The sequence below is a fragment of the Erythrobacter donghaensis genome (genome assembly GCF_001557325.1).
In the GTDB taxonomy this organism is placed as follows: domain Bacteria; phylum Pseudomonadota; class Alphaproteobacteria; order Sphingomonadales; family Sphingomonadaceae; genus Erythrobacter; species Erythrobacter donghaensis_B.
In genome coordinates, this window is the sequence record NZ_LSJS01000060.1 from 1 (window position 1) to 25,351 (window position 25,351).

Sequence of the window (25,351 nt, forward strand, 5' to 3'; positions counted from 1 at the left end):
CCATGTCCTGCTGAAGGGGGCGACTCGCTTCCCGCGATTACCCCATGTGGACGCCTAGTTGTAGGCGCGCTCCCCGTGTTCGGTGATGTCGAGGCCGTTGGTCTCGGCTTCGGCGTCCGGGCGGAGCCCGATGGTGTACTTGAGAGCGAGGAACAGCACCGCCGAGACGATCCCGGTCCAGGCGACGGTCACGCCAACCGCGTAGATCTGGGTCGTCACCTGGCCGACGAGGTCAAACCCGCCCGCCACGGCGACGGGCGCGGTGTAGTCGATCCAGCCCTGGCCGCCGAGCGCCGGGTCGGCGACGATGCCGGTCCCGACCGCGCCGACGATCCCGCCGACAGCGTGGATGCCGAAGACATCGAGGCTGTCGTCGTAGTTCAGCTTGTTCTTCACCGTGGTGACGAAGACGTAGCAGATCACCGAAGCCACAGCGCCGAGGATGATCGCGGTGCCGGGGTGGGCAAAGCCCGCCGCAGGCGTGATCGCGACCAGGCCGGCCACCACACCCGAGACACCGCCGAGCAGCGAGGGCTTCTTGTGGGTGATCTGTTCGATGATCGCCCAGGTCGCACCCGCCGCGGCCGTCGCCACGAAGGTGTTGATGAAGGCGAGCGCGGCGAAGGCGTTGGATTCGAGCGCCGAGCCGGCGTTGAACCCGAACCAGCCGATCCACAGCAGGCTGGCGCCGATCATGGTCATCACCAGGCTGTGCGGGGGCATCGGCTCCTTCTTGTAGCCGATGCGCGGGCCGATCACGAGGCAGCCGATCAGGCCGGCGATCCCCGCATTGATGTGCACCACGGTGCCGCCGGCGAAGTCGAGCGCGCCCCAGCCCCACAGCAGGCCGGTATCGGTCGGCGCGGCGTGGAGGAAGTCCGGGCCGGCCCAGTACCACACCATGTGCGCGATCGGGAAATAGGCGAGCGTCATCCACGCGACCACGAAGATGATCAGCGGGGTGAACTTCACGCGCTCGGCAAAGGCGCCGACGATGAGGGCGGGGGTGATGCAGGCGAAGGTCATCTGGAACATCACGAAGACCAGCTCGGGCAGGTACACCCCGTTCGAGAAGGTCGCGGCGAAGGTTCCCGGATTGACCCCCTTGAGGAAGGCCTTGTCGAGCCCGCCGAACAGCGCCGGGAAGGGCGTGCCGGTCGAAGTGAAGGCCATCGAGTAGCCCCAGCCGAACCACACCAGCGCAGCGACGCAGACGATGGTGAGGACCTGCATCAGCACCGAAAGCATGTTCTTGGCGCGCACCAGGCCGCCGTAGAACAGCGCGAGTGCGGGCACGCTCATCATCAGCACGAGCGCGGTCGAGACCATCATCCAGGCGACATCGCCCTTGTTGACCATGTCGGCGGTGGGCACGAACGGCGTGGGCGCCGCCACAGGCGCGGCCATGGCCGGCGCGGCGAGCAGCGCCGCCCCGGTCGCCATTACCGCAAGATTGGAGAGAATGCGCTTCATCGATTATGTCCCCTTACAGCGCGGTTTCGCCGGACTCGCCGGTGCGGATGCGGGTGGCCGAGGCGAGATCGAGCACGAAGATCTTGCCGTCGCCGATCGCGCCCGTGTTGGCGGTCGCCTGGATGGTTTCGACCACTTGCGCCGCGATCTCGTCGCTGGCAGCGATCTCGAGCTTCACCTTGGGAAGCATGTTGGTGGAGTATTCGGCGCCGCGGTAGATTTCGGTCTGACCCTTCTGGCGTCCGAAGCCCTTGACTTCGGTCACGGTCATCCCGGCAATGCCGATGCCGCTCAGCGCCTCGCGCACGGTGTCGAGCTTGAACGGTTTGATGATGGCGATGATGAATTTCATCTGTGGCCCCTGTTGCACCGGATTTTTTCCGGCCACCGGTGTCACAGCAACAAGCGTGCCATATTTGTGTAACGCGGCTGACGCAGCGGAATCAGCGCGATTTTTCGCAACTGCGGAAAAATACCTGCCTAAAAAGTAATCATCTGATTAAGACTTAGGCAAGTTTTGCGGCAGGCTGTGCCTATTCGCCCGCTATGTAGCGATCCGTGGCGCGGGTCGGCAAGCCGTCGATGCTGCGGGTGCGAGCAGCCATCTTGGCCTCCCACTGCGCGGGGTCGGACTGGCGGTGCGCCTTCTTCAGCGTCTCGCGCTCGCTCTGGAGTGCCATGAAGGGCACGCCCCAGCCGCAGGAGGACTGCACGCTCTCGACCGTGATGTCGAAGATCTGGCGAGTGCCGGGCATCAGGGTGAAGTGCGCCGCGAGCGCCTCCCAGTCGGCGTCCTGCGGCAGCACCGCACGCCCGCGCCCGTAAAGGCGCAGGATCAGCGCGGGCTGCTGGAAGTTGCAGAACATCACCGTGATCCGCCCGTCGGCAGCCAGATGCGCGTGGGTCTCGTTGCCCGATCCGCCGAGGTCGAGATAGGCGACCCGGGTGGGCGAAAGCACCCGGAAGGCGTCATAGCCCTTGGGGCTGAGGTTGATGCGGCCCTCCTCGGCGGCCGTCGCCACGAAGAACACCGGCTGGGCGGCGATCATCGCGATGTGCTGCTCGGTGAGCGCCTCGAAGAAATCCGCCATCCCTTTCCTCCCTCTTGTGCTCCGCCTTACAGGAAATCGCGCAAGGTGGCGATGAAACGGTCGAACTGGTCGTGGTGCAGCCAGTGCCCCGCCTTTTCGAACTCGATCACGCGCGCGGTCTTGAAGTGGGCAATGCGCCCGTCCTTCTCCGGGTTCGAGGCCCACGAATCCGCCCCGTAGAGCAGCAGCGTCGGACAGGTGATCGCGCCCCACAGCTGCTCGATGAACTCGTCGCCGATGTCCTCGACCGGCCAGACGTTGAGATGCGGATCGAACTTCCAGCTATAGGTGCCGTCCTCATTGCGGTTGACCCCGTGGACAGTGAGGTGGCGCGCCTGTTCCTCGGTGAGGTAGGCGTTCTCCTCGATCATCCGGGCGAAGGCGGCTTCAATGCTCTCGTACTTGCGCGGGGTGCGGCCCGCCGCCTTGCGCTTCTTTTCGATCCATTCGGCGAGGCGCTCGGGATAGGGCTGGCTGCGCTGCTTGGCGCGCCATTCGGGCGAGGGGCCGAGGCCCTCGATCGCGACGAGCTTGGTCACCATGTCCGGGAAGGCGCCCGCATAGCGCAGCGCGACATTGCCGCCCATCGAATGGGCCACCATCCTGACCGGCCCGACGCCGAGCTGATGGATCAGCTGCGCCAGATCATAGACCATGTCGCCCGCCGAATAGACCCCGTCCGAGACCCAATCGGAATCCCCATGCCCGCGGTGATCCATGGCAATGACGTGGTAATCCTCGCGCAATGCCTCGGCAGTCCAGTCCCACGACCGCGCATGATCGCGCCCGCCATGCACCAGCACCAGCGGCGGTTTCCCGCGACCGCCCCAATCGAGATAGTTGAGCTTGAGCCGCTGCGAGATGAAGCTTTGCGAGGTCGGGCCGGTCGTATCCATGGCCCTCGCCATGCCGCGAAGCCCGGCTCCCCGCAAGCCTACCTTTCCTTCGTCGACGAGAAGGTCAACCCCGGGTTCTTCTCGACCTGATAGGTCACGTCCCACGGGCTCTTGGCCATGAACACGAGATCGCCGTCACGGTCCTTGGCGAGATTGGCGCGATTGAAGCTGGCGAATTCGTCGAGGGTCTTGTCGTCCCCCTTGATCCAGCGCGCGGTGGCGAAGGGGGAGGGTTCGAGCACGGCCTCGACCTTGTATTCGGCCTCGAGCCGGCTGATCAGCACTTCGAGCTGAAGCTGCCCGACGACGCCGACGATGTGAGCCGAGCCGATCTCGGGATAGAACACCTGGATCACGCCCTCTTCGGAGAGGTCGTCCAAAGCCTTGCGCAGCTGCTTGGTCTTGGTCGGGTCCTTCAGCTGCACCCGGCGCAGGATTTCCGGCGCGAAGTTGGGGAGGCCGGTGAAGCGCACCTGATTGCGCTCGCTCAGCGTGTCGCCCACCCGCAAGGTGCCGTGGTTGGGGATGCCGATGATGTCGCCCGCTTCCGCCGTGTCGGCCAGTTCGCGGTCCTGCGCGAAGAACAGGATCGGCGAGTGCACGGCGATCGGCTTGCCGAGGCCGCTCGGCGTCAGCTTCATGCCGCGTTTGAAGGTGCCCGAGACCTGCCGCATGAAGGCAATGCGGTCGCGGTGGTTGGGGTCCATGTTGGCCTGCACCTTGAAGATGAAGCCGGTCACCTCGTCGCGCTCCGGGCTGATCTGCTCCTCGCCCGCGGGCTGCGGCCGCGGCGGCGGGGCGAAGCGGGCGATGGCGTCGATCAGCTCGGTGACGCCGAAGTTTTTCAGCGCCGATCCGAAATAGACCGGGGTGAGGTCGCCGTGGCGGAAGGCTTCGAGGTCGAATTCCGGGTAGCCCCCGCGCGCCAGCTCGATCTCGTCGGCGAAGCGCTCGGGGATGACCGCAGTGTCGCGGGTGCCGAGGAACTCGCGGCTCGGGCCTTCGGGGCGGCTGACGGTTTCGGTGGCGAAGTCGAGCAGCCCCTCGAACTCCCCGCCCATGCCGATCGGCCACATCTGGGGGGAGACGTCGAGCGCCAGCATGTCGGCGACCTCGTCCAGGGTCTCGAAGGGATCGCGGCCCTCGCGGTCGACCTTGTTGACGAAGGTGAGGATCGGCACGCTGCGCAGGCGGCAAACCTCGAAAAGTTTGCGGGTCTGCGGCTCGATGCCCTTGGCGGCGTCGATCACCATCACCGCTGAATCCACCGCGGTGAGCGTGCGGTACGTGTCCTCGGAAAAGTCCTCGTGACCCGGGGTGTCGAGCAGGTTGAAGACGATCCCGTCCTTCTGGAAGGTCATCACCGAGGAGGTGACCGAGATCCCGCGCTGCTGCTCGATCTTCATCCAGTCCGACCGCGCCCGCCGCGCCGCGCCGCGCGCCTTGACCTCGCCGGCCAGGTGGATCGCGCCGCCCTGCAGCAGCAGCTTTTCGGTCAGCGTGGTCTTGCCTGCGTCAGGGTGCGAGATGATCGCGAAGGTGCGGCGGTTGGAGGTCACTGGTTGTCGCGTGCGACGCGGAAGCCCGCGAAGTCCTGGTTGACCGGCATCAGCTCGATCCGGTTGATGTTGAGATGCGGCGGCAGGCTGGCGATCCAGCCGATGGTGTCGGCGATGTCCTCGCCCGTCATCGGGTTCACCCCGGCGTAGAGCTTGTCCGAGGCTTCCTGGCTGCCGGTGCGCACGAGGGTGAATTCGGTCTCGACCATCCCCGGCTCGATGCTCGTGACGCGCACGCCGGTGCCGTGGAGATCGGCGCGCAGGGCGAGGGTGAAGTGGTTCGCGAAGGCCTTCGTGCCCGCATAGACGTTGCCGCCCGGATAGATGTAGCTCCCCGCGACCGAGCCGATAGCGATGATCGCACCCTTGCGTTCAATCAGCTGCGGCAAGAGCTTGCGGGTCAGCACCACCATGGCCGTGATGTTGGTGTCGATCATCGTCTGCCAGTCATCAAGATTGGCATTCTGCGCCGCCGACAGCCCCTGCGCGAGGCCAGCGTTGTTGACCAGCAGATCGATGTCGCGAAAGCCTTCGGGCAGGCCAGCCAGCGCGGTGTCCATCGCGGCGGTGTCGCGCACATCGAAGCACAGCGGCAGAACCTTGTCCGCGCCCAGCTCGGCGACCAGCGCGTCGAGCCGCTCCTGCCGCCGCCCGGTGGCGACGCAGCGCCAGCCGTCCTTCACAAGGCGGCGGACGGTGGCAAGGCCGATCCCGGCGGTGGCGCCGGTGACGAATGCGGTCTTCATCAGCGCAGCTCCCCGCCCAGTTTGGCCGCCGCCGCCACGACCTTTTCCGAAATGGCCTTGAGGTCGGCGTCCTTGAAGCTCGCCTCGCCCGGCTGGAGCGTGACTTCGACCGCGACGGACTTGCGCCCCTCGGGCACGCCCTGCCCCGCGAAGACGTCGAACACGCGCACGCCGGTAATTGCTGCCTTGTCGGCGCCCTGCACGGCCCTCACCAGATCGCCTGCCGCGAGGCTCGCGGGGACGAGGAAGGCGAAGTCGCGGGTCACGGCCTGCAGCGCCGGGGGCGTGAAGCCGGGACGCGCGAAGGCCGCACCCTTCTTCGCAGGGATCGCGTCCAGGAACAACTCGACCGCCGCAATCGGCCCGTCGACATCGAAGGCCTTGAGCGTCGCCGGATGCACCATCCCGAAGCGCGCCAGCACCACCTTGGGCCCGAGCCGCAGGGTCGCCGACTGGCCGGGGTGGAACTGCGCGCCCGCCTCGCCCATCACCATCAGGTTCGCCACCGGAGCGCCTGCCGCTTCGAGCAGCTGGACCGCGAGCGCCTTGGCGTCATAGGCGTCGAAGGGCCTGGCCTTGCCGCTCTGCCAGCCGCGCGGGGTCTTCTCGCCCGCGAGGACGATGCCGAGGGTGGGCTTCTCGTCGCTGAGGCCGTTCTGCCCCCGGAAATAGCGCCGCCCGATCTCGAACAGGCGCGAGGCGGCCGCGCCACGATCGGCATTGCGCTTGGCCGCCATCAGCAGGCCGGGCAGCAGCGCGGGGCGCATCGCCTTCAGGTCTTCGCTGATCGGGTTGGCGAGGACCCAGAGGGCCTGACCTTCGGCGGCAAAGTGTTCCGCCGCCCATTCGGGGAGGAAGCTCCACGTCACTGCCTCGTTGAGCCCGCTCGCAGCAGCGGCGCGGCGCAAGGCGCGTTCGAGCTTCTGCTGCGGGGTCGCGGTGGGGCGCGCGACGCCCTCGGCGCGGGGGAGCGCGACGCTGGCGACCTTGTCGAGGCCGTGGATGCGCACGACTTCCTCGACCAGATCGGCCGGACCTTCGATATCGTGGCGGCGGGCCGGAACGTGAACCTCCCAGACATCACGGCTGTCGAACGTGCGAGCCATGAAGCCGAGGCTTTCGAGGATACGCACCTGCTCCATGTCGTCGATGTCGACACCAGCCAGACGACGCGTGATTTCGCGCAAGTTGACGTCGAGGATTTTGGTTCCTCCGGGCGGCGGCGAACCAGCGCGGATCACTTCGCTCGGAGTGCCACCTGCGAGTTCCACGATCAGGCCGGTCAGCAGATCGAGGCCCGCGTCCAAAAACTCCGGATCAACCCCCCGCTCGAACCGCGTGCGCGCATCGCTCGACAGCCCCAGCTTGCGCCCGGTCGCGCCGATGCGCGCCGGATCGAAATAGGCGATTTCGAGCAGGACGTCGGTGGTGCTCTCCGAGACGCCCGAATGCTCGCCGCCCATGATCCCGGCGATGTCGTGCACGCCTGCATCATCGGCGATCACCGTCATCTCGGCATCGAGCGTGTAGGTCTTCTCGTTGAGCGCCAGCACCTCTTCGCCGTCCTTCGCGCGCCGCGCCACCACCGCGCCCGAGAGCTTGGCGAGGTCATAGGCATGCGCCGGACGCCCGAAGCCGAGCATCAGGTAGTTGGTGAGGTCGACGATCAACGAGATCGGCCGCTGGCCCGCGCTCTTCAGCCGTGCCTGAAGCCAGTCGGGCGAAGCGCCGTTGGTGACGCCCTTGACCACGCGGCCATAGAAGGCCGGGCAGCCCTCGGGATCGTCGGTGCGGATTTCGACCGGGCACGCGCCCACTGCCGTGAAAGCGGGCATGGCGATCGGCTTCAGCGTCCCAAGCCCCTTGGCCGCCAGGTCGCGGGCGACGCCATAGACGCCCATGCAGTCGGGGCGGTTGGGGGTCACCGCGACCTCGATCACCGGATCGCTGCCGTGATAGGCCGCGAAATCGGTGCCGACCGGCGCGTCCTCGGGCAATTCGATGATGCCGTCATGGTCGTCGCCCAGCTCCAGTTCGCGGGTCGAGCACATCATGCCGTTGCTCTCGACACCCCGGATCGCGCTCTTCTTCAGCACCATGCCGTTGGCGGGCACGACCGCGCCCGGAAGCCCGAGCACGCCCTTCATCCCCGCGCGCGCATTGGGCGCGCCGCAGACAACTTGCAGCGGCTGGCCGTCGCCCGTGTCGACGGTGAGCACCTGCAGCTTGTCGGCATCGGGGTGGCGCGCGGCGGTCAGGACGTGGGCGATGCGGAATCCGGCGAGCTTCTCGGAAGGGTCTTCCACGCCCTCGACCTCAAGCCCGATGGCGTTGAGCGCGTCGCAGATTTCCGCCACCGAAGCGGTCGTCTCAAGGTAATCCTTGAGCCAGGTCAGCGAGAACTTCATGCGCGTGCTCCCACACCGGCAGACAGGGTCGGCTGGTCGAAGGGCGAGAAGCCGTAATGCGTCAGCCAGCGGCCGTCGCCGTCGAAGAAGGCGCGCAGGTCGTTCATCCCGTATTTGAGCATCGCCAGCCGGTCGACCCCGACGCCGAAGGCAAAGCCCTGCCATTGGCCGGGATCGAACCCGCCCATTTGCAGCACGCGGGCATTGACCATGCCGCTGCCGAGCAGCTCCATCCAGGCATGCCCCGGCGCGTCCCCCGACCCGCCGACAACCCGGCGGCCGTTCTCGCTGGCATAGCCGACATCGACCTCGACCGAAGGCTCGGTGAAGGGGAAGTAGGAGGGGCGCAGGCGCAGGACGATGTCGTCGCGCTCGAAGAAGGCCTTGAGGAAGGTCTCGAGCGTCCACTTGAGGTGGCCGAGGTGAATGTCGCGGTCGATCACCAGACCCTCGATCTGGTGGAACATCGGGGTGTGGGTCGCGTCGCTGTCGCTGCGGTAGACGCGGCCCGGGGCGATGATGCGCACCGGCGCACCGCCGGGGCTGGTCTGCGCCGCCGCCAGCATGGTGCGCACCTGCACCGGCGAGGTATGGGTGCGCAGGAGGATTTCGCGACCTTCTGGCGTGCGATCCGGAAAATAGAACGTATCATGCATCGCCCGCGCGGGGTGGGTTTCGTCCATGTTGAGCGCGGTGAAATTGTGCCAGTCGTCCTCGATCTCGGGGCCGGTCGCCACGGCGAAGCCCAGATCGGCGAAGATTTCGGCGAGTTCGTCCATGACCTGCGAGACGGGGTGGACCGAACCCTTGGGTGCCGCGAGCGCGGGGAGCGTCAGGTCGACCGTCTCGCGCGCGAGCTGCTCTTCGAGCGCTGCGGCTTCGAGCGCGGCCTTCTTGGCATCGAGCGCCTCGGCAATGGCCGCGCGCGCCGACTGGATCGCGGGCGCGGCGGCGGTGCGCTCCTCGGGGCTCATGCCGCCGAGGGTCTTGAGGGCAAGGCTCACCCAGCCCTTCTTGCCGAGGGTTTCGAGCCGCTCGGCCTCGAGCGCATCGAGGCTGGTCGCCGCGCCGATCGCGGCCAGCGCGGCCTCGGCCTTGGAAGTGATGTCGGTCATGGATTTCAGGTGCTCTGACAGCGGGATTTTCGCCGAGGCGCGCTAGCGCCAATTCGGCCGGATTGCAAAGGACGTTGCAGGCCCGGCCGGGTTCAGGGTGTCGGCGCGTGGAGCCCCTGCACCGCCTGCCCCGCCGCCGCCAGCCGCGCATGCGCCGCAGCGGCCAGCAGGGGCTTGGGCGCGCGCGCATATTCGGACGGGCTCATCCCCATGAAGCGCCGGAAATCGCGCACGAAATGCGATTGATCATGATAGGCGCCGTCGAGCGTCCCGAGCCACTTGCGCGAGGGATCGATCATGAACTGCGCGAGGCTGCGCAGGAAGCGCTGGCGGCGCAGCAGCAGCTTGGGGGGAAAGCCGAAGGCGCGGCGCGAGAGGCGCTCGAGGCTGCGCACCTGCATCCCCACACGCTCGGCAATATCGGCGACGGTCAGCGTCTCGGGATCGACCAGCGCGGTGTGGAGCGCGAGGATCGTGGCCTCCGCAGGATGGGCAGGCCCGTCGAGCAGCCGGGCCATGTGCGCCTCGATCAGCGCCAGCTCGTGCGCATGATCACCCCCGCTGGCCGCAAGTGCCTCGGCGAGCGGTGCGAAGCCGGCGAACACCGGATCGGCGGCCCCGTCGACAAAGCGGTCGGCGTAGTCGCTCGCCCGGGCAGCGACCAGCCGCGCCCAGCCGAGCGGCAAGAGGCCGATGCCCCAGCTATGCCCGGAGCCGAGCCGGAAGCGCACCGCACGGCTGGTCGGCCCGGTGACGGTGAAGGCAGGACACGGCACGAGCGACCCCGGTCCGATCACCGATTGCGCCGTGACCGCGCCGAGGAAGCGGATGTTGGCCCATTCGGGATGCAGCCAGTCCTCGAGGCAGGGCCGCCTCACCGAGCACACCACATCGGTGCGATAATAGGTCGTCACATAACGGCGCAGCGGCTCTGCCGGCAGGGCAAAGCGCAAGTGAACCGAATCTCCCGAAAGCCCGTGCATCTGTCCCCATTCCCCGGCGCATCGCGTTCTGGCAGCGCGTCTCGAATGCGACCGATCAGCGACCCTCTCCGGGGTCTTGAGCCGGAGCGGATAGCATGATCGGGAAGACAGCGGTAGCCGTGCCTGCGGCAGGGGCGACGCGGTGCCCGCCGCCGGCGTGCAGTGCGGGGAGAATCACCGCCGCAAGGGCAAGGCCGCAGGCGAAAGTGGGGCCGAAGACGAAGGTGGGGTCGGCGGCGGCGGGTCGAGCGTCTGTGCCGCGCTCCCCCATGCCTTGGCGCGGGCCTCCATGAACGACGTCAGGATCGGGTGATCGAGCGCGGCATACTCGCTCGGGTTCATGGTCATGAAGTCGCGGAACTCGCGGGTGAACTGCGCCTGGTCGTGGTAATGCGCGTCCATCGCCTCGGTCCACGGGCGACCGCCGCGCTGGAGCATGAAAGTCGCAAGGCTGCGCATGAAGCGCTGGCGGCGCATCAGCAGCTTGGGCGAGAAGCCGAAATGGCGGGTGCACACCCGCTCGAGCGTGCGGATGCTCATCGCGCAGGCGCTGGCAAGCTCGTGGACCGAGGCGTGATCGCCGTTGACCAGCGCGGCGTGAACCCGGGCGATGCGCGGCTCGTCGCGGCTCGGGCGCATCGCCTTGGCAAGGGCCGCGACCAGCGCCTCGTACTGGGTCTCGATGTCTGATTCGGGGTCGCACAGCACATCGGTGAGCGGCGCGAAATGGGCAAAGGCCGGGTGCGCGGCGCCGTCGCAGATGAGGTTCGTGACCTTGCTCGCATCGGCGTCGAAGAATCGCGCCCAACCGAGCGGGAGAAAGCCCACGCCCCACATCCGCACCCGTCCGAGCGAGAAGCGGCACGCCACCGAACTCGGCCCGGTGGCGACGAAGCGCGCACCGCTCAAGCTGGTGTCGGCGATCGCGGCGTCAGGCGTGGTGCCGCAGAAGAAGCGGATGTTGGCCCATTCGGGCTGGAGGTAATCGGTCACCCGCTCGGCGCCTTCGGGCAGATCGAGCGTCAGGTGGTAGAGACTCGTGAAGCATCCCGCGAATTCCGGCGGCGGTTCGCGGAATTCGGCCACCATCCGCTCGGGCGGCAAGGGCGTGGAGCGCCCGACGGCGCGCGTGAGAGCTGTATCCCCCATGTGCGCAATAAAGCGCAAGTGGCGCGGTTCTACAAGAGTTTTGGCGCGTTCTTACAAAGGCACGTCAAAAAGGGACAGGTTCCCCAAAAGGAGCCTGTCCCTCGACTGGTGCCTGGCCGGAGCCGCGGACAGTTTACGCCGGAAGCGCAGCCTTCGCCTGAGCGATCACGGCCTTGAAGGCGCCGCCTTCGTTCATGGCGAGATCGGCCATCGCCTTGCGGTCGAGCTCGATCCCGGCGAGCTTGATGCCGTGCATGAACTGCGAGTAGGTGAGGCCCTCCATGCGGACTGCGGCGTTGATGCGCTGGATCCACAGAGCGCGGAAAGTCCGCTTCTTCACCTTGCGGTCGCGGTAGGCGTATTGCCCGGCCTTCTCGACCGCCTGGCGGGCGATGCGGATGGTGTTCTTGCGGCGACCGCGATAGCCCTTGGCCTGGTCCAGAATCCGCTTGTGCTTGGCGCGGGTGGTAACACCCCGTTTGACGCGTGCCATATCAGTATATCCTTGTTTCTAAGTGCGTGAGGGCCGTGGCCCCGCTCGCATCAATCCAGCCCGTAGGGCGCCCACTTCTTGATCGTCGGCGTATCGTTCGCCGAGAGGACCGAGGTGCCGCGGTTGGTGCGGATATACTTGGCATTGTGGCTGATCAGGCGGTGACGCTTGCCGGCGACGCCGTGCTTGACCTTGCCGGTGGCGGTGATCTTGAAGCGCTTCTTCACACCGCTCTTGGTCTTGAGCTTGGGCATTTTCATCTCCTGTAAGAGACACGTCGGAACCGGCCATGGCAGCCCTTGTCGCCAGGCTGGCTGATTGATTCGTGTCGGTGAAGTGCGCGCGCTTAGGCGTGGGACGCGCGAAAGGCAAGGGGGTAGACGCTCGCGCGCTCCCCCCGCCCCGCCCCGGTCAGGCCGCGTTGGCCCGCGCCTCGGCCGCGGCCAGCCCGAGCGGCCGCAGGATCAGCGTCACCCGGTCGTGCCCGGCGGCCAGATGCAGCACATCGCCCGCGCGCACCGCGATCGGCTGGGGGAAGGCGTGGAGCACCTGCAGCCAGCCGCCGTCGGTATAGCCGTCCGGGTGATTGTCGAAGGTGATGCCCTCGGCCAGATCGACCTGCATCCACTGCACGATCCCCGCTGCCATCCCGTCGGCCTGCACAGGCACGCTGAGCAGTTGCAGATCGGAAGGATGGGCGGTGCGGGTAAGGTCGATCCGCAGCAGCTCGACATCGCGCGACAGGCGCTTCCACTGGGTCATCGTGCCGTGGATCGGCAGCTTCTGCGCCGCCAGCGCCCCGAAGGCCGAGACATCGAAGCCCGAGACCTCGCCGACGAAGACATAGTCCTCGAGCACCGGGCTCTCGACCAGGCAGCCGACCGCCGCCGCCGCGCGCGGGATGATGATGGCATCGGGCTTGAGCAGCCGCGCATGGGCATCCTCGAAGGTGTCGATCACCTTCTCGGTCAGGAGGTCGCTCGAGAGGATTTCCGAGACGAGGATGTCGGCGCGTTCGTCAAGATGCTCGCCCACTTCCAGCGCGCCCGAGGGGGCGGTGTGGACGGTGATCCGGTCGGCATAGCCGTTGCCCGCGATGATCGCGCGGGCGGTGTCGGCGATCGCGGGCACCATCTCGCAGGCGGTGACCGATTGCGCTCCGGCGCGCGCGGCCATCATCGACAGGAGCCCGCTGCCGGTGCCGATGTCGAGCACCCGCGCCTCCGGCCCGCACGCGGCGATCGCGGCGATGATCGCCGCCTCGAAGGCATCGTTGCGGCGCGTGTCGTTGAGCATCGGGATATGCCAGAAGGGCACCAGTTCGGCGCACAACCGACGGATCTGGTGCTGGATATGGATGTTGTCCGGCTGGAGCGCGAGCGCCTCGCGGAATTTGGCCAGCGCCTCGTTCTTGCGCCCCGCATCGGCGAGGAACACCGCGAGATTGTTGGCGCTGACGGCGTTGGCGGGATTGGCCGCGCAGCTCGCTTCCAATGCGGCAATGGCGAGATCGCGGCGACCTGCGCGGGCGTGGAGCAGGCCGGTTTCGTGGAGCGCAACGTCATGCGCCGGGTCGATTTCCAGCAGCCGCTCCCACAGCGCCAGCGCCTCTTCGTCCGCGCCGCGACGGCCGAGCATCCCGGCGAGGATCGGCAGAACATCGGCGAGGCGGTAACCGGCCTCGATAACCATGGCATAGCCTGCTTCGGCAGCGGCAAGCTCGCCGGCTTCATGCGCGCGCAGGGCGTCTTCAAGGATGGTGCGGGCACCGGCGATGGCTTTGAGCTGCTTGGTCATGATGTCTCCCGGACCACCCGACGAGGGGGCCGCTGGTCCGGGTTATTAACCAAGTCACTTAAGAGTCCGCCGCGCGCGGCTAGGGGTGTTTCCCGAAGGGCGGGTGGCCGGCGTCCCGCAAGGCAGGGTCAGCGCGGGTCGAAACCCCCGATGACGATGTTCAGGGAGGGGATGATGATCACAGACTCGCGCCCCCCATGCGCGATGTAGCTCCCCTTGCGAAAGATATGGTCGATCAGACGCTCGCCGTTGTAGCGTGGCCTCCTGTTCAGGCAGAGCAACCCCGGCAATCCGCTGTCGCTCCCATCGCGGCGCCACGCATAGCGCTCCGTCGGCTCCCACTTCGCCTTCCCATGCGAAGGAGCGTGGTGGGTGTATTCGAGGAACTCCGGGCCTTGTGCCTGCACGCGTAGCGAGACTTCGGGCGGGATCGCGATGATGTAGCTGTAGCCTCCGAACAGCCGGTCGCAGACGTCGAAGGCCACGAAGCTGGTATTGCCGAGCTCGGCGGGAAGGCGTGCGCGGATTGCGGATTGCTCGGAGTAGCGGATCGCCTGGCAGGTTCCGAGCGATAGCAGCACGCCCACGACAAATATCCGCAGGCATCCCCCGGAAAAGCGTGACGCCCCGCGCACCGCGCGCCCTACCCCATCGCCTCGAGCACGTCCTCGAGCCGCGCGGGATCGCCAAGCGCGATCACCGTGCCGTCCGAGCCTGCGTCGAGCGGGTTGCCCTGCCAGTCGGCCATCATCCCGCCGGCGCCCTCGACCACCGGCACCAGCGCGGCGTAGTCGTGGAGCTTCAGCCCCGCCTCGATCACGATGTCGATATGGCCGGATGCAACGAGGCCGTAATTGTAGCAGTCCCCGCCGTAGACGATCTTGCGCTCCGCCACGCTCTTGGCGACCGACATGAAGGCGTCGGCTTCCTCGTTGGTGAAGGCGTGGGGGCTGGTGGTGCCGAGCACGGCTTCGGACAGCTCCTTTAGGGGGCGGGTGTGCGCAGGCTTGCCGTTGAAGAGCGTCGGCTGGCCGATGCGGCCGACCCAGCGCTCGCCACTCACGGCCTGGTCGATGATCCCGAGCACCGGCCAGCCATCTTGCAGCAGGGCGATCAGCGTGCCGAAGATCGGGCGGCCGGCGATGAAGCTGGTGGTGCCGTCGATCGGATCGAGCACCCATTGCCGCCCGGCGCCTTCGTTGCGGGTGCCATATTCCTCGCCGATGATCCCGTCGCGCGGGAACTCGGCCTCGATCAGCTTGCGCATCGCCGCCTCGGCGGCGCGGTCGGCCTCGGTGACATAGGAGCGGTCGGCTTTCCGCTCCTCGCTCCACTGGCCCCGGAACAGCGGGCGGATAGCGGCCCCGGCGGCATCGGCGAGGCGCAGGGCAAGGGCGAGGTCGTTATCGGTCATGCGCCCCCCAATAATCGAAGGCTTCGCGCTGTCGAGCCTCGGTATAGCGCCGCGCCTCCGGCCCCTCCCATTCCAGCGGCAGGTTGTCGTAGACGCCGGTGCGGCTGACGAACCAGCCCTGCCCCGGCAGCCCGTCCGACTGGCGCACGACCAGCACCGCCAGCCCCGGCTCGCCCGCCACGCGCCCGTCCTCGTCGATCCGGTCGAGCACCTTGCACAGCTGGCGCATCAGCGGGCGGGTGAAGACGTGTCCGAGCACGCTGAGCATATCGGAATAGGTCAGCGCCGTGCGCTGCCGGGCGGCGCTGATCAGAATGTCCCGAACTTCGCCGGGATCAAACATCAATCAAACAGCGAGCTGACCGAACTTTCATCCGCGATCCGCCGGATTGCCTCGCCCACCAAGGGCGCGATCGGCAGGATGCGGATGCGGTCGGAGGCTTCGGCGGCCTCGGTCGGGCGGATCGAATCGGTGATCACCAACTCCTTGAGGCTGGAGCCGTTGATGCGCGCCACCGCGCCGCCCGACAGCACGCCGTGGGTGATGTAGGCCGCGACCGACCGGGCCCCGCCTTCCAGCAGCGCCTCGGCTGCGTTGCACAGCGTGCCGCCCGAATCGACGATGTCGTCGATCAGGATGCAGTGGCGGCCCGCAACGTCGCCGATGATGTTCATGACCTCGCTCTCGCCCGGCCTGTCGCGGCGCTTGTCGACGATCGCGAGCGGCGCATTGTCGAGCCGCTTTGCCAGTGCCCGCGCGCGCACCACGCCGCCGACGTCGGGGGAGACCACCATCAGCTGCTGATCGCCATAGCGGGCCTGGATATCGGCAGCCATGACGGGGGCGGCGTAGAGATTGTCGGTCGGGATGTCGAAGAAGCCCTGGATCTGCCCGGCGTGGAGGTCCACCGCCAGCACCCGGTCGGCGCCGGCCTCGGTGATGAGGTTCGCGACCAGCTTGGCCGAGATCGGCGTGCGCGGGCCGGGCTTGCGGTCCTGCCGGGCGTAGCCGAAATAGGGCACCACCGCCGTGATCCGCTTGGCCGAGGCGCGGCGCAGCGCGTCGATGCAGATCAGCAGCTCCATCAGGTTGTCGTTCGCCGGGAAGTTGGTCGGCTGGACGACGAACACGTCCTCCCCGCGCACGTTCTCATGAATCTCGACGAACACCTCCTCGTCCGAAAAACGCCGCACGCTGGCATCGGTCAACGGAATCTCCAGATAGGCCGCGATCGCGCGGGCGAGCGGCAGGTTCGAATTGCCGGACATGATTTTCATGGAAACGCGAATCCCCGTTGGCGCTGACACAGCCCGCCTAGCGATGCGTCATGGAAATGCAACGCGCAGGCGAAGGGTTCTCGTCAGGCAAGACGCGGCGGCGGGCAAGGAGACGACCCGCCGCCGCGCTCGCCCCCGATGGAAGGCGTCGGGCGCTTGTGCCTCAGCCCGGCACCTTCCACACTTGGAAGCCCCTAACCCGCATCTCGGCCGTGCCCCCGACATAGTCGCCCTGGTGCTTGACCGCGACGTTCATCAGCGGAAACCAGGTCGTGCCCTTGAACGGGTTGACTGTCTGATAGGTCTCCTTGCCGTCGACGAACCAGGTGATGAAGTCGGGCGCGATGTCGACGGCGAAGCGGTGGTAGCCGGTGTCGAAGCCGGAGAGGCCGTAGGCGTTGGCGGCATTGACCTGCATCAGCGCGGTGAAGGTGCGCTTGCCATTCGCGCCGCCGTGGATGTTGCCGGAGATGTTCTTCGAGAAGTTCCAGCCGCCGCCATAGCCGAAGCCTTCATAGACATCGATCTCGGGCGGCCAACCGGTGGTGGGCAGCAGCCACAGCGCGGGCCAGCCGCCGCGGCGGTTGGGCATCATCGCGGTCCATTCGTACTGGCCGTATTGCAGCTGGGTGGCCGGCATCCGCTGCCCGGTGAGCATCGCTGCACCATGATACCAGTACTGGTTGTCGTGAAGGATCGGGCTTACGAGCTGCTGGCTGCGGATCACCACCTCGCCGTTCTCGATCGCGAAGGGCGCCATGGCGGTCGGGTGCAGACCGGCATCGAGATAGAGCCCGGTCTCGGCATTGCCCGGCTGGGTGCGGCCGTGGGGCAGGCGGGTGCGCCATGCCTCGGCAGAGCCCGCATCGCTCCAGGTCACCGTGGCCGGATCGAGCTGGTAGGCGAGCGCGCCGCTCGGCGCGAAGATCCGGGCCTTGCGGAAGCCCGCGGTCTTCGCCACCCCAGCCTTCGCGCCGACGACGGCGGTGATCTTGGCCGAGGAATTGATGACGCCCCCGCCGACCACGCCTTCGGGCAGGATGATGTCGAAAGTGCGCCCGGCGTCCATGTTGACGAGCGGGATGCGCACCGTCTGCTCGAGCGCGTCGCCCGGGCGGAAGAACACCGTGGTCACCGTCCGCTGGAAATGCTTGCCCTCCACGCCTGCCAGCGTGCCCGAGCCGTTGCGGGTCATCACCCGCACGATCACCGTGTTGGGGGTCTGGCGGTTGATGCGGATCGGCACGAAGGCCTCGCTCGCGCCCACCGGGACGCTGACCGTGCCGATGCTGACCGCGGCCTTGGCCGGGTAGACCGTTCCGCCCTTGAAATCGAAGGTCGCAAAGGGATTGGTGGTGGTGGTCGCGCCCTGGGGCAGGCTTCCCGCGAGCGACGCCACCTTGTCCCCGCTTGGCTGGACCGAAGCGACCGGCTGCGCGGCGCCGGCCAGTTCCGAAGGGGGTGGGGCAGCCTCGTCCCCGCCACAGGCATTGAGCATGGATGCAATTACGGCAAAAGATACAAGGCGCTTCATGGGGCATTCCTCCTGTTGCCCCATGATGATGGCGTTGGGATTCCTAACGGGTCAATATAATCTACATTAGAATGCGACGAACCGAATCCTGATTTGCTTTATGATAAGAGAATAGTTTTGTTAATCATCATTTGATAAACGGCTTCTTGCATGTATCGGCAAGTAAAGCCGGAAACATGTCTTTTGATGTATTGCTGGATTGGCTGCGCGCGAATCACCCTCGCAGCGAATCGGGAGAAATCCGGGCCGTCCGGGCCGGGACAGCCGTCAGCGGCTGCGCGGCGAGGCCGGGCAGGGGGGCATGACCGGTGCGCTGTCGCGCAGCGTCACGCCTCCAGTTCGACGTCCCAATAGAGCCAGTCGCGCCAGGTTTCGTGGAGGTAGTTGGGCGGGAACTGCTTGCCGTGCTGCTGCAGCTGCCAGCTGGTCGGGCGGATCGGGGCCTGGCGCACCGGCATCCCGGCCTGCTTGGGCGTGCGCCCGCCCTTCTTCATGTTGCACGGTGCGCAGGCGGTGATGATGTTCTCCCACGTGGTGCGCCCGCCCAACCGGCGCGGGGTCACGTGGTCGAAGGTCAGGTGCTCATGGCTGCCGCAATACTGGCACTGGAAGCGGTCGCGCAGGAACACGTTGAAGCGGGTGAAGGCGGGAAACTCGCTCGCCTTCACATACTGCCGGAGCGCGATGACGCTCGGGATCTTCATCTCGAAGCTGGGCGAGTGCACCTCGCGCTCGTAGCTCGCGACGATGTCCACCCGGTCGAGGAACACCGCCTTGATCGCGGTCTGCCAAGGCCACAGCGAGAGCGGGTAGTAGGATAGGGGAGTGTAATCGGCGTTGAGCACCAGCGCCGGGCAGGCCGAGAGATTGCGCGTCGGATCTTCGTCGACCCCGCGGAACTTGGCCACTTTCTCGATCAGTTCGGCATTGAACACGACGCGCGTTCCTCCCTGATTGAACGGAACATGCCGTGGCAGGGCAAAGAGTCAAACCCGTGACAGGGCGCATATCCACAGGGACGCGCTGTGGACAGGCTGTGGATAGCGCAGCAAAATGTCCTGTGGCATGGGCGTTTGCGATGGATCGCCCCGCCCCGCCCGTGACCCGTTTCGCGCCGAGCCCCAACGGGCACCTGCATCTCGGCCATGCGCTCTCGGCGATCGTCGCGCATGATCTGGCGCGCGCGGACGGCGGGCGGTTCCTGCTGAGGATCGAGGATATCGACGGGCCCCGCTCGCGCCCCGAACTGGCGGACGCGTTCCGCAGCGATCTCGCATGGCTCGGGCTGGAATGGGAGGAGGTGTCCGCGCAATCGACCCGCCTCGCCAGCTACGCCGCGGCGGCGGAGACCTTGCGGGAGCGCGGGCTCATCTACCCCTGCACCTGCACCCGCTCCGAGATCGAGGCGGCAGGGGCTCGCCCCGGCCTCGAGGGCCTGATCTACCCCGGCACCTGCAAGCACCGCGCGCCCGATCCCGCGCGCCCGGCGGCCTGGCGGCTCGATGCGCAGATGGCTCTGGCGCAGACCGGGCCGCTTGTCTGGGAGGACGCGCGCGCCGGGCCGCAGCAGGTCGACCTGTCGGGCCTAGGCGATGTTGTGCTGGTCAGGAAAGACCTGCCCGCCAGCTACCACCTCGCCGTCACGCTCGACGATGCGGCGGATGGCGTGACGCTGGTCACCCGCGGCGCGGATCTGTTCGCTGCCAGCCATGTCCACCGCACCCTGCAAGCCCTGCTCGACCTGCCCGTCCCGCGCTGGCACCACCACCCGCTGCTGCTCGGGCCGGACGGCGAGAAGCTCGCCAAGCGCCGCGGCTCTCCCGCGCTCGCCGAAAGGCGCGCGGGTGGCGAGGACGGGCGGATGCTTGCGCAGCAACTCAGGATGCAACTTTTGTCACTTGGAACCTGAGGCCCGAGCGTCCATTTAAGGCCCATGACCTATGTCCTCATCCCCGCGCTCCTGATCCTCATGGGCCTCACCGCCTATTCGCTGGTCAAGGGCATCATCGCCTTTCTGCAGACGACCAAGATCGACCTCGAGACCGGCGAGGGGCAGACGGCGACCGACATGCAGCTCGCCCAGAACAAGGCGATGTTCGCGCGCATCAAGTATCAGGGGCTGGCGATCGCGGTGGTCGCGATCCTGCTGGCGGTGTCGCGCTAAGCCTCTCACGCGATGGTCAAGCTGAACCGGATCTACACTCGTACGGGTGATGACGGGACGACGGGCCTCGTCGACGGTTCGCGCTGCCCCAAGCATTCGGCGCGGATCGCGGCGATGGGCCTGGTCGACGAGGCGAACAGCGCCATCGGCCTCGCCGTCTGCGCGCTTCAGGGCGAGGCGGAGCGGGCGCTCCTGACCCGCGTGCAGAACGACCTGTTCGATCTTGGCGCGGATCTCGCGACCCCCAGCGCCGATGGCGATTTCACCCCGTCCGAGATGGTGCTGCGCATCGTCCCCTCGCAGCCGGAATGGATCGAGACGCAGATCGATGCGCTGAACGAACGCCTCGAACCTCTCACCAGCTTTGTCCTCCCCGGCGGGAGCGAGGCGGCCGCGCGGGTCCATGTCGCCCGTGCCACCACCCGCGCGGCCGAACGCGCCATGGTCGCGCTCGCCGCCGAGGACGCGGTCAACCCGGCCGCGCTCGCCTATATCAACCGCCTCTCCGACCTGCTCTTCGTCCTCGCCCGGGTGGCGAACGAGGATGGCCGCGCGGATGTGAAGTGGGTGCCCGGCCAGAACAGGTAGCGCGCTAACCGCTAGGCAAGTCCCGTGTTCCTCGCTAGGGCGGCAGCCTTGCTGCACCTGCGAAGGAACAATCCCATGCGCAACATCGCCGTCATCGGCGCCGGTCAGATGGGCACCGGCATCGCCCAGACCTGCGCCGCCCAGGGCATGCGTGTCATGCTGACCGACGTCGACCTGCCCCGCGCCGAGGCTGGCAAGCTCGCCATCGAAAAGGCGCTCGCCAAGCTGATGGGTCGCGGCAAGATCGAGGCGGACGAGGCCGAAAGGCTGCTCGCGCGCATCACCCCCGTCGCCGACTACGCCCCCTTCGCCGAGGCCGATCTCATCATCGAGGCCGCGACCGAGCGGGAGGAGATCAAGAACGCGATCTTCGCCAAGGCGGGCGAGGTGCTCGCCCCGCAGGCGATCATGGCGTCGAACACCTCGTCGATCCCGATCACCCGCATGGCCAACCACTCGCCCGATCCGGCGCGCTTCATCGGGCTGCACTTCTTCAACCCGGTGCCGGTCATGGGCCTGATCGAGGTCATCCCCGGCCTTGCCACCTCCAAGGACACCACCGATGCCGTCACCGCCTTCGCGCGGGGCTTGGGCAAGGAAGTGGTGCTGAGCCAGGACGAGCCCGGTTTCGTCGTCAACCGCATCCTGCTGCCGATGATCAACGAGGCGGTGTTCGTGCTCGGGCAATCCACCGCCGGGATCGAGGACATCGACAAGGGTTGCCGACTCGGCCTCAACCACCCGATGGGGCCGCTGCAACTGGCCGATTTCGTCGGGCTCGATACCTGTCTCGACATCATCAAGGTGCTCTACAAGACCACCCGCGACAGCAAGTATCGCCCCGCCCCGCTGCTGGTGAAATATGTCGAGGCCGGCTGGCTCGGCCGCAAGACCGGGCGCGGGTTCTACGATTATACCGGCGAGGCCCCGGTCCCGACCCGCTGATCGGGCGCAAGGCCCGCGCGGCCTGTCGCAGGGCATGGCAACAATCGCCGCTCCTTCCGGGTTACGCCCGGTGAAGGAGAGCCCCCATGCCCAAGCCCGAAGACACCGCGATCCCAGGCCACCCCGCAGGCCTGCCGCCCGAAGTGCATAATGACGAGCAGGACGGACACGGCGAACAGGCGCAGGACGTCGCCGATGCAGCGCGGCGCGAGGACAGCCAGACCGCAAGCCCGCTCGAGAGCACCAAGCGGCCCGCGAACGACATCGACCCTGCTCCCGATTCGACCGGCGACCTGATCGACGAGATGCGCCGCATGGAGGGCGAGGGCCGGATCGACATGTCGGCCTTCGCGGGCGAGCCCAACCACGATGACGAGCCCGAGACCTACGGCGGCGAGACCACCGACGACGACGACAGCGAATGGCTCACCGCCGACGGCGAAGAACTGAGCGAGGAGGATGTCGACACCCTGCTCGACGCCGAAGGGATCGAGGATCTCGACCCCGCGCTCGGCGCCGACGAGGATGACGCCGCCGGAGAGGAGGAGGAGTGACGCCCCTCCGGACTGCGCCTGCCTATTGCTCGGCTTCGTTTTCGGGGATGATCGGATCGGCCGATGCCGCTCCCGGCGGAGCGATCGTGGCGGTCGGGGACAACGGCGCGGTCATCGGATTGCCGGTATCGGCCACAGGCCCGGCGGGTGCTGCGCTTGCAGCGGTGTCCGGGTTGTAGTCGCCGAACACCGAAGGCGGCGCCTTGGCCTCTCCCTGCGATCCGGCGGTGTCCCGCGCGTCGCCGGACAGCAGCCCGCGCTGCGATTCGGACAGGCTCACCGCGCGCGTCACCAGCCCGCCATTGCCTTGGGGGCCGATCATCGCCACCGCGCCGAGCACGGTCAGCACCACGAAGGCAAGCGCCAAACGACTGTTCTGGAACAGAAGCCTCATCATGCCCTCGCGCATAACAGGCACGTGGTTAAGTCTTGGTTGAAATCGCCCCGTCGCGCGGGGCTCAGCGCGGCAGGCCGCGTTTCCATTCGTAGAGCAGATCAAGCGCCTCGCGCGGGGTGAGCGCGTCGAGATCGGCGGCCCTGAGCGCTGCGGCGAGCTGCTGTTCGGGGCTGGCGGGCTCGGGCTCGGCGGGCTTGAGGTTGGCGAAGAGCGGCAGATCGCCGAGCCCCGCCGCAATCCCGCCGGTCGCCTCGCGCGTCGCCTCGAGCTTGGTCAGCACCGCCTTGGCGCGGGCGACGACATTCGCGGGCACCCCGGCGAGGCGCGCGACGGCGAGGCCGTAGGAGCGGTCGGCGGGGCCATCGGCGAGTTCGTGGAGCAGAACCAGATCACCTTGCCATTCGCGCGCGCGGACATGGTGGAGGCTCAGCGCCTCGCAGGTCTCCGCCAGCCGCGCGAGCTCGTGGTAGTGGGTTGCGAAGAGGCAACGGCAGGCGATCTGCGAATGCACCGCCTCGGCCACCGCCCAGGCCAGCGCGAGGCCGTCATAGGTCGAAGTGCCGCGCCCGACCTCGTCGAGGATCACGAAGCTGCGATTGGTCGCCTGCGCGAGGATCGCGGCGGTCTCGACCATCTCGACCATGAAGGTGGAGCGACCGCGCGCGAGATTGTCGGCCGCACCGACGCGGCTGAACAAGCGATCGACCAGCCCGATCCGCGCCGCGCCCGCGGGGACGAAGCACCCGGCCTGCGCCAGCAGCACGATCAGCGCGTTCTGCCTGAGGAAGGTCGACTTGCCGCCCATGTTCGGCCCGCCGATCAGCCACAACCGGTTGGTTTCGGCGAGGTGGCAGTCGTTGGCGACAAAGCGCTCGCCGGACTTGGCCAGCGCCGCCTCGACCACCGGATGGCGGCCGCCCGTGATCGCGAGCCCTGCGTCCTCGGCAATCTCCGGGCGGCACCAGTCGCCTTCGCCTGCGCGCTCGGCATTGCCCGCGCCGACATCGAGCCGCGCGAGCGCCGCGGCGGTGGCGGCAATGCCTTCGCGCGCGGCGACGACGTCGGCCACAAGGGCTTCGAAATGCGCTTCCTCGCAGGCGAGCGCATGGCCTCCGGCCTCGGCGATGCGGGCGGCTTCCTCGTGCAATTTGAGCGAGTTGAACCGCACCGCGCCCGCCATCGTCTGGCGGTGGGTGAAGCCGCTGTCGGGTGCCATCAGCGCGTCGGCATGGCGCGCGGAGACCTCGATGAAATAGCCGAGCACGCCGTTGTGGCGGATCTTGAGGCTCGCGATGCCGGTTTCCTCGCGGTAGCGCGCCTCCATCGCGGCAATCGCGCGGCGCGCGTCTCCGGCGGTGGCGCGCAATTCGTCGAGCGCGGCGTCATAGCCGTCAGCGATGAATCCGCCCGAAGAACGCTCGGTCGGCGGCGAGGGGACGAGCGCGCGGCTCAGCAAGTCGGTCAGCGCGCCGTGGCCGGCGAGGCGCGCGGTAACCTCGGCGAGGAGCGCCGGCTTATCCGGGGCGCTCGCCAGCCAGTGATGCAGCCGCGCCGCCTCGGTGAGGCCGTCGCGCAGCTGGCCGAGATCGCGCGGGGAACCGCGGCCCGCCACCACCCGGCCGAGTGCGCGCCCGAGATCGGGGATCGCCCGCAGCGCCTCGCGCAGCTGCGCGCGCTCGATCGGCCGGTCGCGCCAGAACTGCACCAGCGCGAGGCGCGCCTCGATTGCGGCGCTGTCCAGCAGCGGCGCGGACAGGTCTTCGGCCAAGAGCCGCGAGCCCGCCCCCGTCACGCAGCGGTCGACCGCGCCGATCAGGCTCCCGGCGCGCCCGCCTTGCGCTGCTTCGAGAATTTCGAGGCTCCCTCGCGTCGCCGCATCCATCGCCATCGTGCTGGCGGTCTCGCGCACCACCGGGGGCAGCAGCAGCGGCAGGCTCCCGCGCCCGACATGGTCGAGATAGGCGACGAGCCCCCCCGCCGCTGCCAGCATCGCGCGGGTGAAGGTGCCGAAGGCATCGAGCGTCGCGACGCCGTGCACCGCCTTCAGCCGCTCGCCCCCGGCATCGCTCGCGAAGGTGGTGCGGGGGCGGTAGATGGCTTCGTCAGGGCCGTGCTGCCAGTCCTCGGGCACCACCACCTCGCTGGGCGAAAGCCGCGCCAGCGCCGCGCCGAGCCCGTCGGCGGCGCATTCCTCGAGCACCATCGCGCCGGTGGACACATCGACCGCCGCGATCCCGACCGTCCCCCGCAGCTCGGCCAGCGACACCAGCACATTGGCGCGGCGCGGTTCGAGCAGCGCTTCCTCGGTCAGCGTGCCTGCCGTCACCAGCCGCACGATCGCGCGGCCCACCAGCACCTTGGAGGACGGCGTGCCCTCGCGCTTGGCCCGCGCCTTGGCCTCGTCGGGCGTCTCGATCTGCTCGGCGATCGCCACGCGGCAGCCGGCCTTGATCAGCCGGGCGAGATAGCTCTCGGCCGAATGCACCGGCACCCCGCACATCGGGATCGGCGCGCCGCCATGCTCACCCCTGGTGGTGAGCGCGATGTCGAGAATCGCCGCCGCGCGTTTCGCATCCTCGAAGAACAGCTCGAAGAAATCGCCCATGCGGTAGAACAGCAGCGCATCGCCCGCTTCCTCCCGCAGGCGCAGATATTGCGCCATCATCGGGGTCGGTCTCGGATCTTCGCGCGCGGCCATGTCATCGCCTAGCGCGCAGCGGCCCGATTCGGGAATGTCGGCCCTGGCAGCTTTCCCCGAACCTGGTGC

26 protein-coding genes are annotated in these 25,351 nt (G+C 67.7%); 5 read left to right on the forward strand and 21 right to left on the reverse strand.

The genetic code is table 11. The features are described from left to right. Positions 1–54: 54 nt before the first annotated feature. The 19 genes from AX692_RS02655 to AX692_RS02745 all read right to left on the reverse strand — a co-directional run bounded on the left by AX692_RS02655 (position 55) and on the right by AX692_RS02745 (position 18,871). On the reverse strand, positions 55–1,473 hold the full coding sequence (locus AX692_RS02655; protein ID WP_073973883.1) for an ammonium transporter: 1,419 nt from the start codon (positions 1,471–1,473) through the stop codon (positions 55–57). 13 nt (positions 1,474–1,486) lie between these two features. After that, entirely contained in the window at positions 1,487–1,825 is a 339-nt protein-coding gene (locus tag AX692_RS02660; RefSeq protein WP_073973884.1) for a P-II family nitrogen regulator, read from the reverse strand. Positions 1,826–2,006: 181 nt separating this feature from the next. Then, positions 2,007–2,564, reverse strand: a complete 558-nt coding sequence (locus tag AX692_RS02665) for a pyridoxamine 5'-phosphate oxidase family protein (RefSeq protein WP_073973885.1) — start codon at positions 2,562–2,564, stop codon at positions 2,007–2,009. A gap of 26 nt (positions 2,565–2,590) precedes the next feature. After that, complete coding sequence (locus AX692_RS02670) at positions 2,591–3,460, reverse strand: alpha/beta fold hydrolase (RefSeq protein ID WP_073977178.1); 870 nt, start codon at positions 3,458–3,460, stop codon at positions 2,591–2,593. 38 nt (positions 3,461–3,498) lie between these two features. After that, positions 3,499–5,019, reverse strand: coding sequence for a peptide chain release factor 3 (locus tag AX692_RS02675; protein ID WP_073974318.1), 1,521 nt, complete (start codon positions 5,017–5,019; stop codon positions 3,499–3,501). Beyond that, positions 5,016–5,768 carry an SDR family NAD(P)-dependent oxidoreductase gene (locus AX692_RS02680; protein ID WP_073974319.1) on the reverse strand — a complete coding sequence of 251 codons (753 nt, stop codon included), beginning with the start codon at positions 5,766–5,768 and terminating at the stop codon, positions 5,016–5,018. The genes AX692_RS02675 and AX692_RS02680 overlap by 4 nt, the downstream gene beginning before the upstream one ends. Continuing rightward, positions 5,765–8,173, reverse strand: coding sequence for a phenylalanine--tRNA ligase subunit beta (gene pheT / locus AX692_RS02685; protein ID WP_073974320.1), 2,409 nt, complete (start codon positions 8,171–8,173; stop codon positions 5,765–5,767). Before pheT ends, AX692_RS02680 begins: the two co-directional genes overlap by 4 nt. After that, on the reverse strand, positions 8,170–9,288 hold the full coding sequence (gene pheS / locus AX692_RS02690) for a phenylalanine--tRNA ligase subunit alpha (protein ID WP_073974321.1): 1,119 nt from the start codon (positions 9,286–9,288) through the stop codon (positions 8,170–8,172). Before pheS ends, pheT begins: the two co-directional genes overlap by 4 nt. Before the next feature lie 92 nt (positions 9,289–9,380). Next, positions 9,381–10,202, reverse strand: a complete 822-nt coding sequence (locus AX692_RS02695) for a helix-turn-helix domain-containing protein (RefSeq protein WP_073974330.1) — start codon at positions 10,200–10,202, stop codon at positions 9,381–9,383. Between the two features lie 243 nt (positions 10,203–10,445). Beyond that, the gene (locus tag AX692_RS02700) at positions 10,446–11,420 is read right to left on the reverse strand and encodes a helix-turn-helix domain-containing protein (protein WP_073980854.1); all 975 of its coding nucleotides are present in this window, start codon (positions 11,418–11,420) and stop codon (positions 10,446–10,448) included. A 133-nt stretch (positions 11,421–11,553) separates the two neighbouring features. After that, positions 11,554–11,913, reverse strand: coding sequence for a 50S ribosomal protein L20 (gene rplT, locus AX692_RS02705; protein ID WP_066531814.1), 360 nt, complete (start codon positions 11,911–11,913; stop codon positions 11,554–11,556). 50 nt (positions 11,914–11,963) lie between these two features. Further along, positions 11,964–12,167 carry a 50S ribosomal protein L35 gene (gene rpmI / locus AX692_RS02710; RefSeq protein WP_026092007.1) on the reverse strand — a complete coding sequence of 68 codons (204 nt, stop codon included), beginning with the start codon at positions 12,165–12,167 and terminating at the stop codon, positions 11,964–11,966. A gap of 157 nt (positions 12,168–12,324) precedes the next feature. Next, positions 12,325–13,710: a 50S ribosomal protein L11 methyltransferase gene (locus tag AX692_RS02715; protein WP_073974323.1), complete on the reverse strand. Its 1,386-nt coding sequence runs from the start codon at positions 13,708–13,710 to the stop codon at positions 12,325–12,327. A 128-nt stretch (positions 13,711–13,838) separates the two neighbouring features. Further along, positions 13,839–14,291 carry a hypothetical protein gene (locus AX692_RS02720; RefSeq protein WP_155647031.1) on the reverse strand — a complete coding sequence of 151 codons (453 nt, stop codon included), beginning with the start codon at positions 14,289–14,291 and terminating at the stop codon, positions 13,839–13,841. Between the two features lie 62 nt (positions 14,292–14,353). Next, entirely contained in the window at positions 14,354–15,124 is a 771-nt protein-coding gene (gene hisN, locus AX692_RS02725; protein WP_073974325.1) for a histidinol-phosphatase, read from the reverse strand. Beyond that, a complete protein-coding gene (locus AX692_RS02730) occupies positions 15,114–15,467 on the reverse strand; it encodes a ribose-phosphate pyrophosphokinase (protein ID WP_073974326.1) in 354 nt (117 codons plus the stop codon). The genes hisN and AX692_RS02730 overlap by 11 nt, the downstream gene beginning before the upstream one ends. Further along, complete coding sequence (locus tag AX692_RS02735; RefSeq protein ID WP_073974327.1) at positions 15,467–16,402, reverse strand: ribose-phosphate pyrophosphokinase; 936 nt, start codon at positions 16,400–16,402, stop codon at positions 15,467–15,469. The genes AX692_RS02730 and AX692_RS02735 overlap by 1 nt, the downstream gene beginning before the upstream one ends. Positions 16,403–16,565: 163 nt before the next feature. Next, positions 16,566–17,900 carry a glycoside hydrolase family 16 protein gene (locus tag AX692_RS02740; RefSeq protein ID WP_073974328.1) on the reverse strand — a complete coding sequence of 445 codons (1,335 nt, stop codon included), beginning with the start codon at positions 17,898–17,900 and terminating at the stop codon, positions 16,566–16,568. 362 nt (positions 17,901–18,262) lie between these two features. Beyond that, on the reverse strand, positions 18,263–18,871 hold the full coding sequence (locus AX692_RS02745) for an HNH endonuclease (RefSeq protein ID WP_073974329.1): 609 nt from the start codon (positions 18,869–18,871) through the stop codon (positions 18,263–18,265). A 143-nt stretch (positions 18,872–19,014) separates the two neighbouring features. Between AX692_RS02745 and gluQRS the strand changes: the two genes are divergently transcribed. From gluQRS to AX692_RS19955, 5 genes are all read left to right on the forward strand, one after another. Continuing rightward, positions 19,015–19,845, forward strand: a complete 831-nt coding sequence (gene gluQRS / locus AX692_RS02750) for a tRNA glutamyl-Q(34) synthetase GluQRS (RefSeq protein WP_073977179.1) — start codon at positions 19,015–19,017, stop codon at positions 19,843–19,845. A gap of 24 nt (positions 19,846–19,869) precedes the next feature. Next, on the forward strand, positions 19,870–20,100 hold the full coding sequence (locus AX692_RS02755; protein WP_073974437.1) for an HIG1 domain-containing protein: 231 nt from the start codon (positions 19,870–19,872) through the stop codon (positions 20,098–20,100). 12 nt (positions 20,101–20,112) lie between these two features. Further along, entirely contained in the window at positions 20,113–20,688 is a 576-nt protein-coding gene (locus tag AX692_RS02760; RefSeq protein ID WP_073974438.1) for a cob(I)yrinic acid a,c-diamide adenosyltransferase, read from the forward strand. A 75-nt stretch (positions 20,689–20,763) separates the two neighbouring features. After that, entirely contained in the window at positions 20,764–21,633 is an 870-nt protein-coding gene (locus tag AX692_RS02765; protein WP_073974439.1) for a 3-hydroxyacyl-CoA dehydrogenase NAD-binding domain-containing protein, read from the forward strand. An 86-nt stretch (positions 21,634–21,719) separates the two neighbouring features. Continuing rightward, on the forward strand, positions 21,720–22,187 hold the full coding sequence (locus AX692_RS19955; RefSeq protein ID WP_196489967.1) for a hypothetical protein: 468 nt from the start codon (positions 21,720–21,722) through the stop codon (positions 22,185–22,187). Between the two features lie 22 nt (positions 22,188–22,209). Here AX692_RS19955 and AX692_RS02775 read toward each other — a convergent pair whose 3' ends face one another. Beyond that, a complete protein-coding gene (locus AX692_RS02775; protein WP_155644821.1) occupies positions 22,210–22,584 on the reverse strand; it encodes a hypothetical protein in 375 nt (124 codons plus the stop codon). A 61-nt stretch (positions 22,585–22,645) separates the two neighbouring features. Further along, positions 22,646–25,282 (reverse strand): DNA mismatch repair protein MutS, encoded by a 2,637-nt coding sequence (gene mutS / locus AX692_RS02780; RefSeq protein WP_081095091.1) that lies wholly within the window; start codon positions 25,280–25,282, stop codon positions 22,646–22,648. Positions 25,283–25,351: the final 69 nt, after the last annotated feature.

Bases quoted from the DNA above. Each gene is read 5' to 3' on its own strand.
- mutS (WP_081095091.1), bottom strand. From the start codon at position 25,282: ATGGCCGCGCGCGAAGATCCGAGACCGACCCCGATGATGGCGCAATAT.
- AX692_RS02715 (WP_073974323.1), bottom strand. From the start codon at position 13,710: ATGACCAAGCAGCTCAAAGCCATCGCCGGTGCCCGCACCATCCTTGAA.
- rpmI (WP_026092007.1), bottom strand. From the start codon at position 12,167: ATGCCCAAGCTCAAGACCAAGAGCGGTGTGAAGAAGCGCTTCAAGATC.
- AX692_RS02755 (WP_073974437.1), top strand. From the start codon at position 19,870: ATGACCTATGTCCTCATCCCCGCGCTCCTGATCCTCATGGGCCTCACC.
- hisN (WP_073974325.1), bottom strand. From the start codon at position 15,124: ATGACCGATAACGACCTCGCCCTTGCCCTGCGCCTCGCCGATGCCGCC.
- AX692_RS02730 (WP_073974326.1), bottom strand. From the start codon at position 15,467: ATGTTTGATCCCGGCGAAGTTCGGGACATTCTGATCAGCGCCGCCCGG.
- AX692_RS19955 (WP_196489967.1), top strand. From the start codon at position 21,720: ATGCCCAAGCCCGAAGACACCGCGATCCCAGGCCACCCCGCAGGCCTG.
- pheS (WP_073974321.1), bottom strand. From the start codon at position 9,288: ATGACCGACATCACTTCCAAGGCCGAGGCCGCGCTGGCCGCGATCGGC.
- AX692_RS02665 (WP_073973885.1), bottom strand. From the start codon at position 2,564: ATGGCGGATTTCTTCGAGGCGCTCACCGAGCAGCACATCGCGATGATC.
- AX692_RS02740 (WP_073974328.1), bottom strand. From the start codon at position 17,900: ATGCTCAATGCCTGTGGCGGGGACGAGGCTGCCCCACCCCCTTCGGAA.
- rplT (WP_066531814.1), bottom strand. From the start codon at position 11,913: ATGGCACGCGTCAAACGGGGTGTTACCACCCGCGCCAAGCACAAGCGG.
- AX692_RS02655 (WP_073973883.1), bottom strand. From the start codon at position 1,473: ATGAAGCGCATTCTCTCCAATCTTGCGGTAATGGCGACCGGGGCGGCG.
- AX692_RS02735 (WP_073974327.1), bottom strand. From the start codon at position 16,402: ATGAAAATCATGTCCGGCAATTCGAACCTGCCGCTCGCCCGCGCGATC.
- pheT (WP_073974320.1), bottom strand. From the start codon at position 8,173: ATGAAGTTCTCGCTGACCTGGCTCAAGGATTACCTTGAGACGACCGCT.
- AX692_RS02700 (WP_073980854.1), bottom strand. From the start codon at position 11,420: ATGGGGGATACAGCTCTCACGCGCGCCGTCGGGCGCTCCACGCCCTTG.
- AX692_RS02760 (WP_073974438.1), top strand. From the start codon at position 20,113: ATGGTCAAGCTGAACCGGATCTACACTCGTACGGGTGATGACGGGACG.
- gluQRS (WP_073977179.1), top strand. From the start codon at position 19,015: ATGGATCGCCCCGCCCCGCCCGTGACCCGTTTCGCGCCGAGCCCCAAC.
- AX692_RS02765 (WP_073974439.1), top strand. From the start codon at position 20,764: ATGCGCAACATCGCCGTCATCGGCGCCGGTCAGATGGGCACCGGCATC.
- AX692_RS02660 (WP_073973884.1), bottom strand. From the start codon at position 1,825: ATGAAATTCATCATCGCCATCATCAAACCGTTCAAGCTCGACACCGTG.
- AX692_RS02775 (WP_155644821.1), bottom strand. From the start codon at position 22,584: ATGATGAGGCTTCTGTTCCAGAACAGTCGTTTGGCGCTTGCCTTCGTG.
- AX692_RS02670 (WP_073977178.1), bottom strand. From the start codon at position 3,460: ATGGATACGACCGGCCCGACCTCGCAAAGCTTCATCTCGCAGCGGCTC.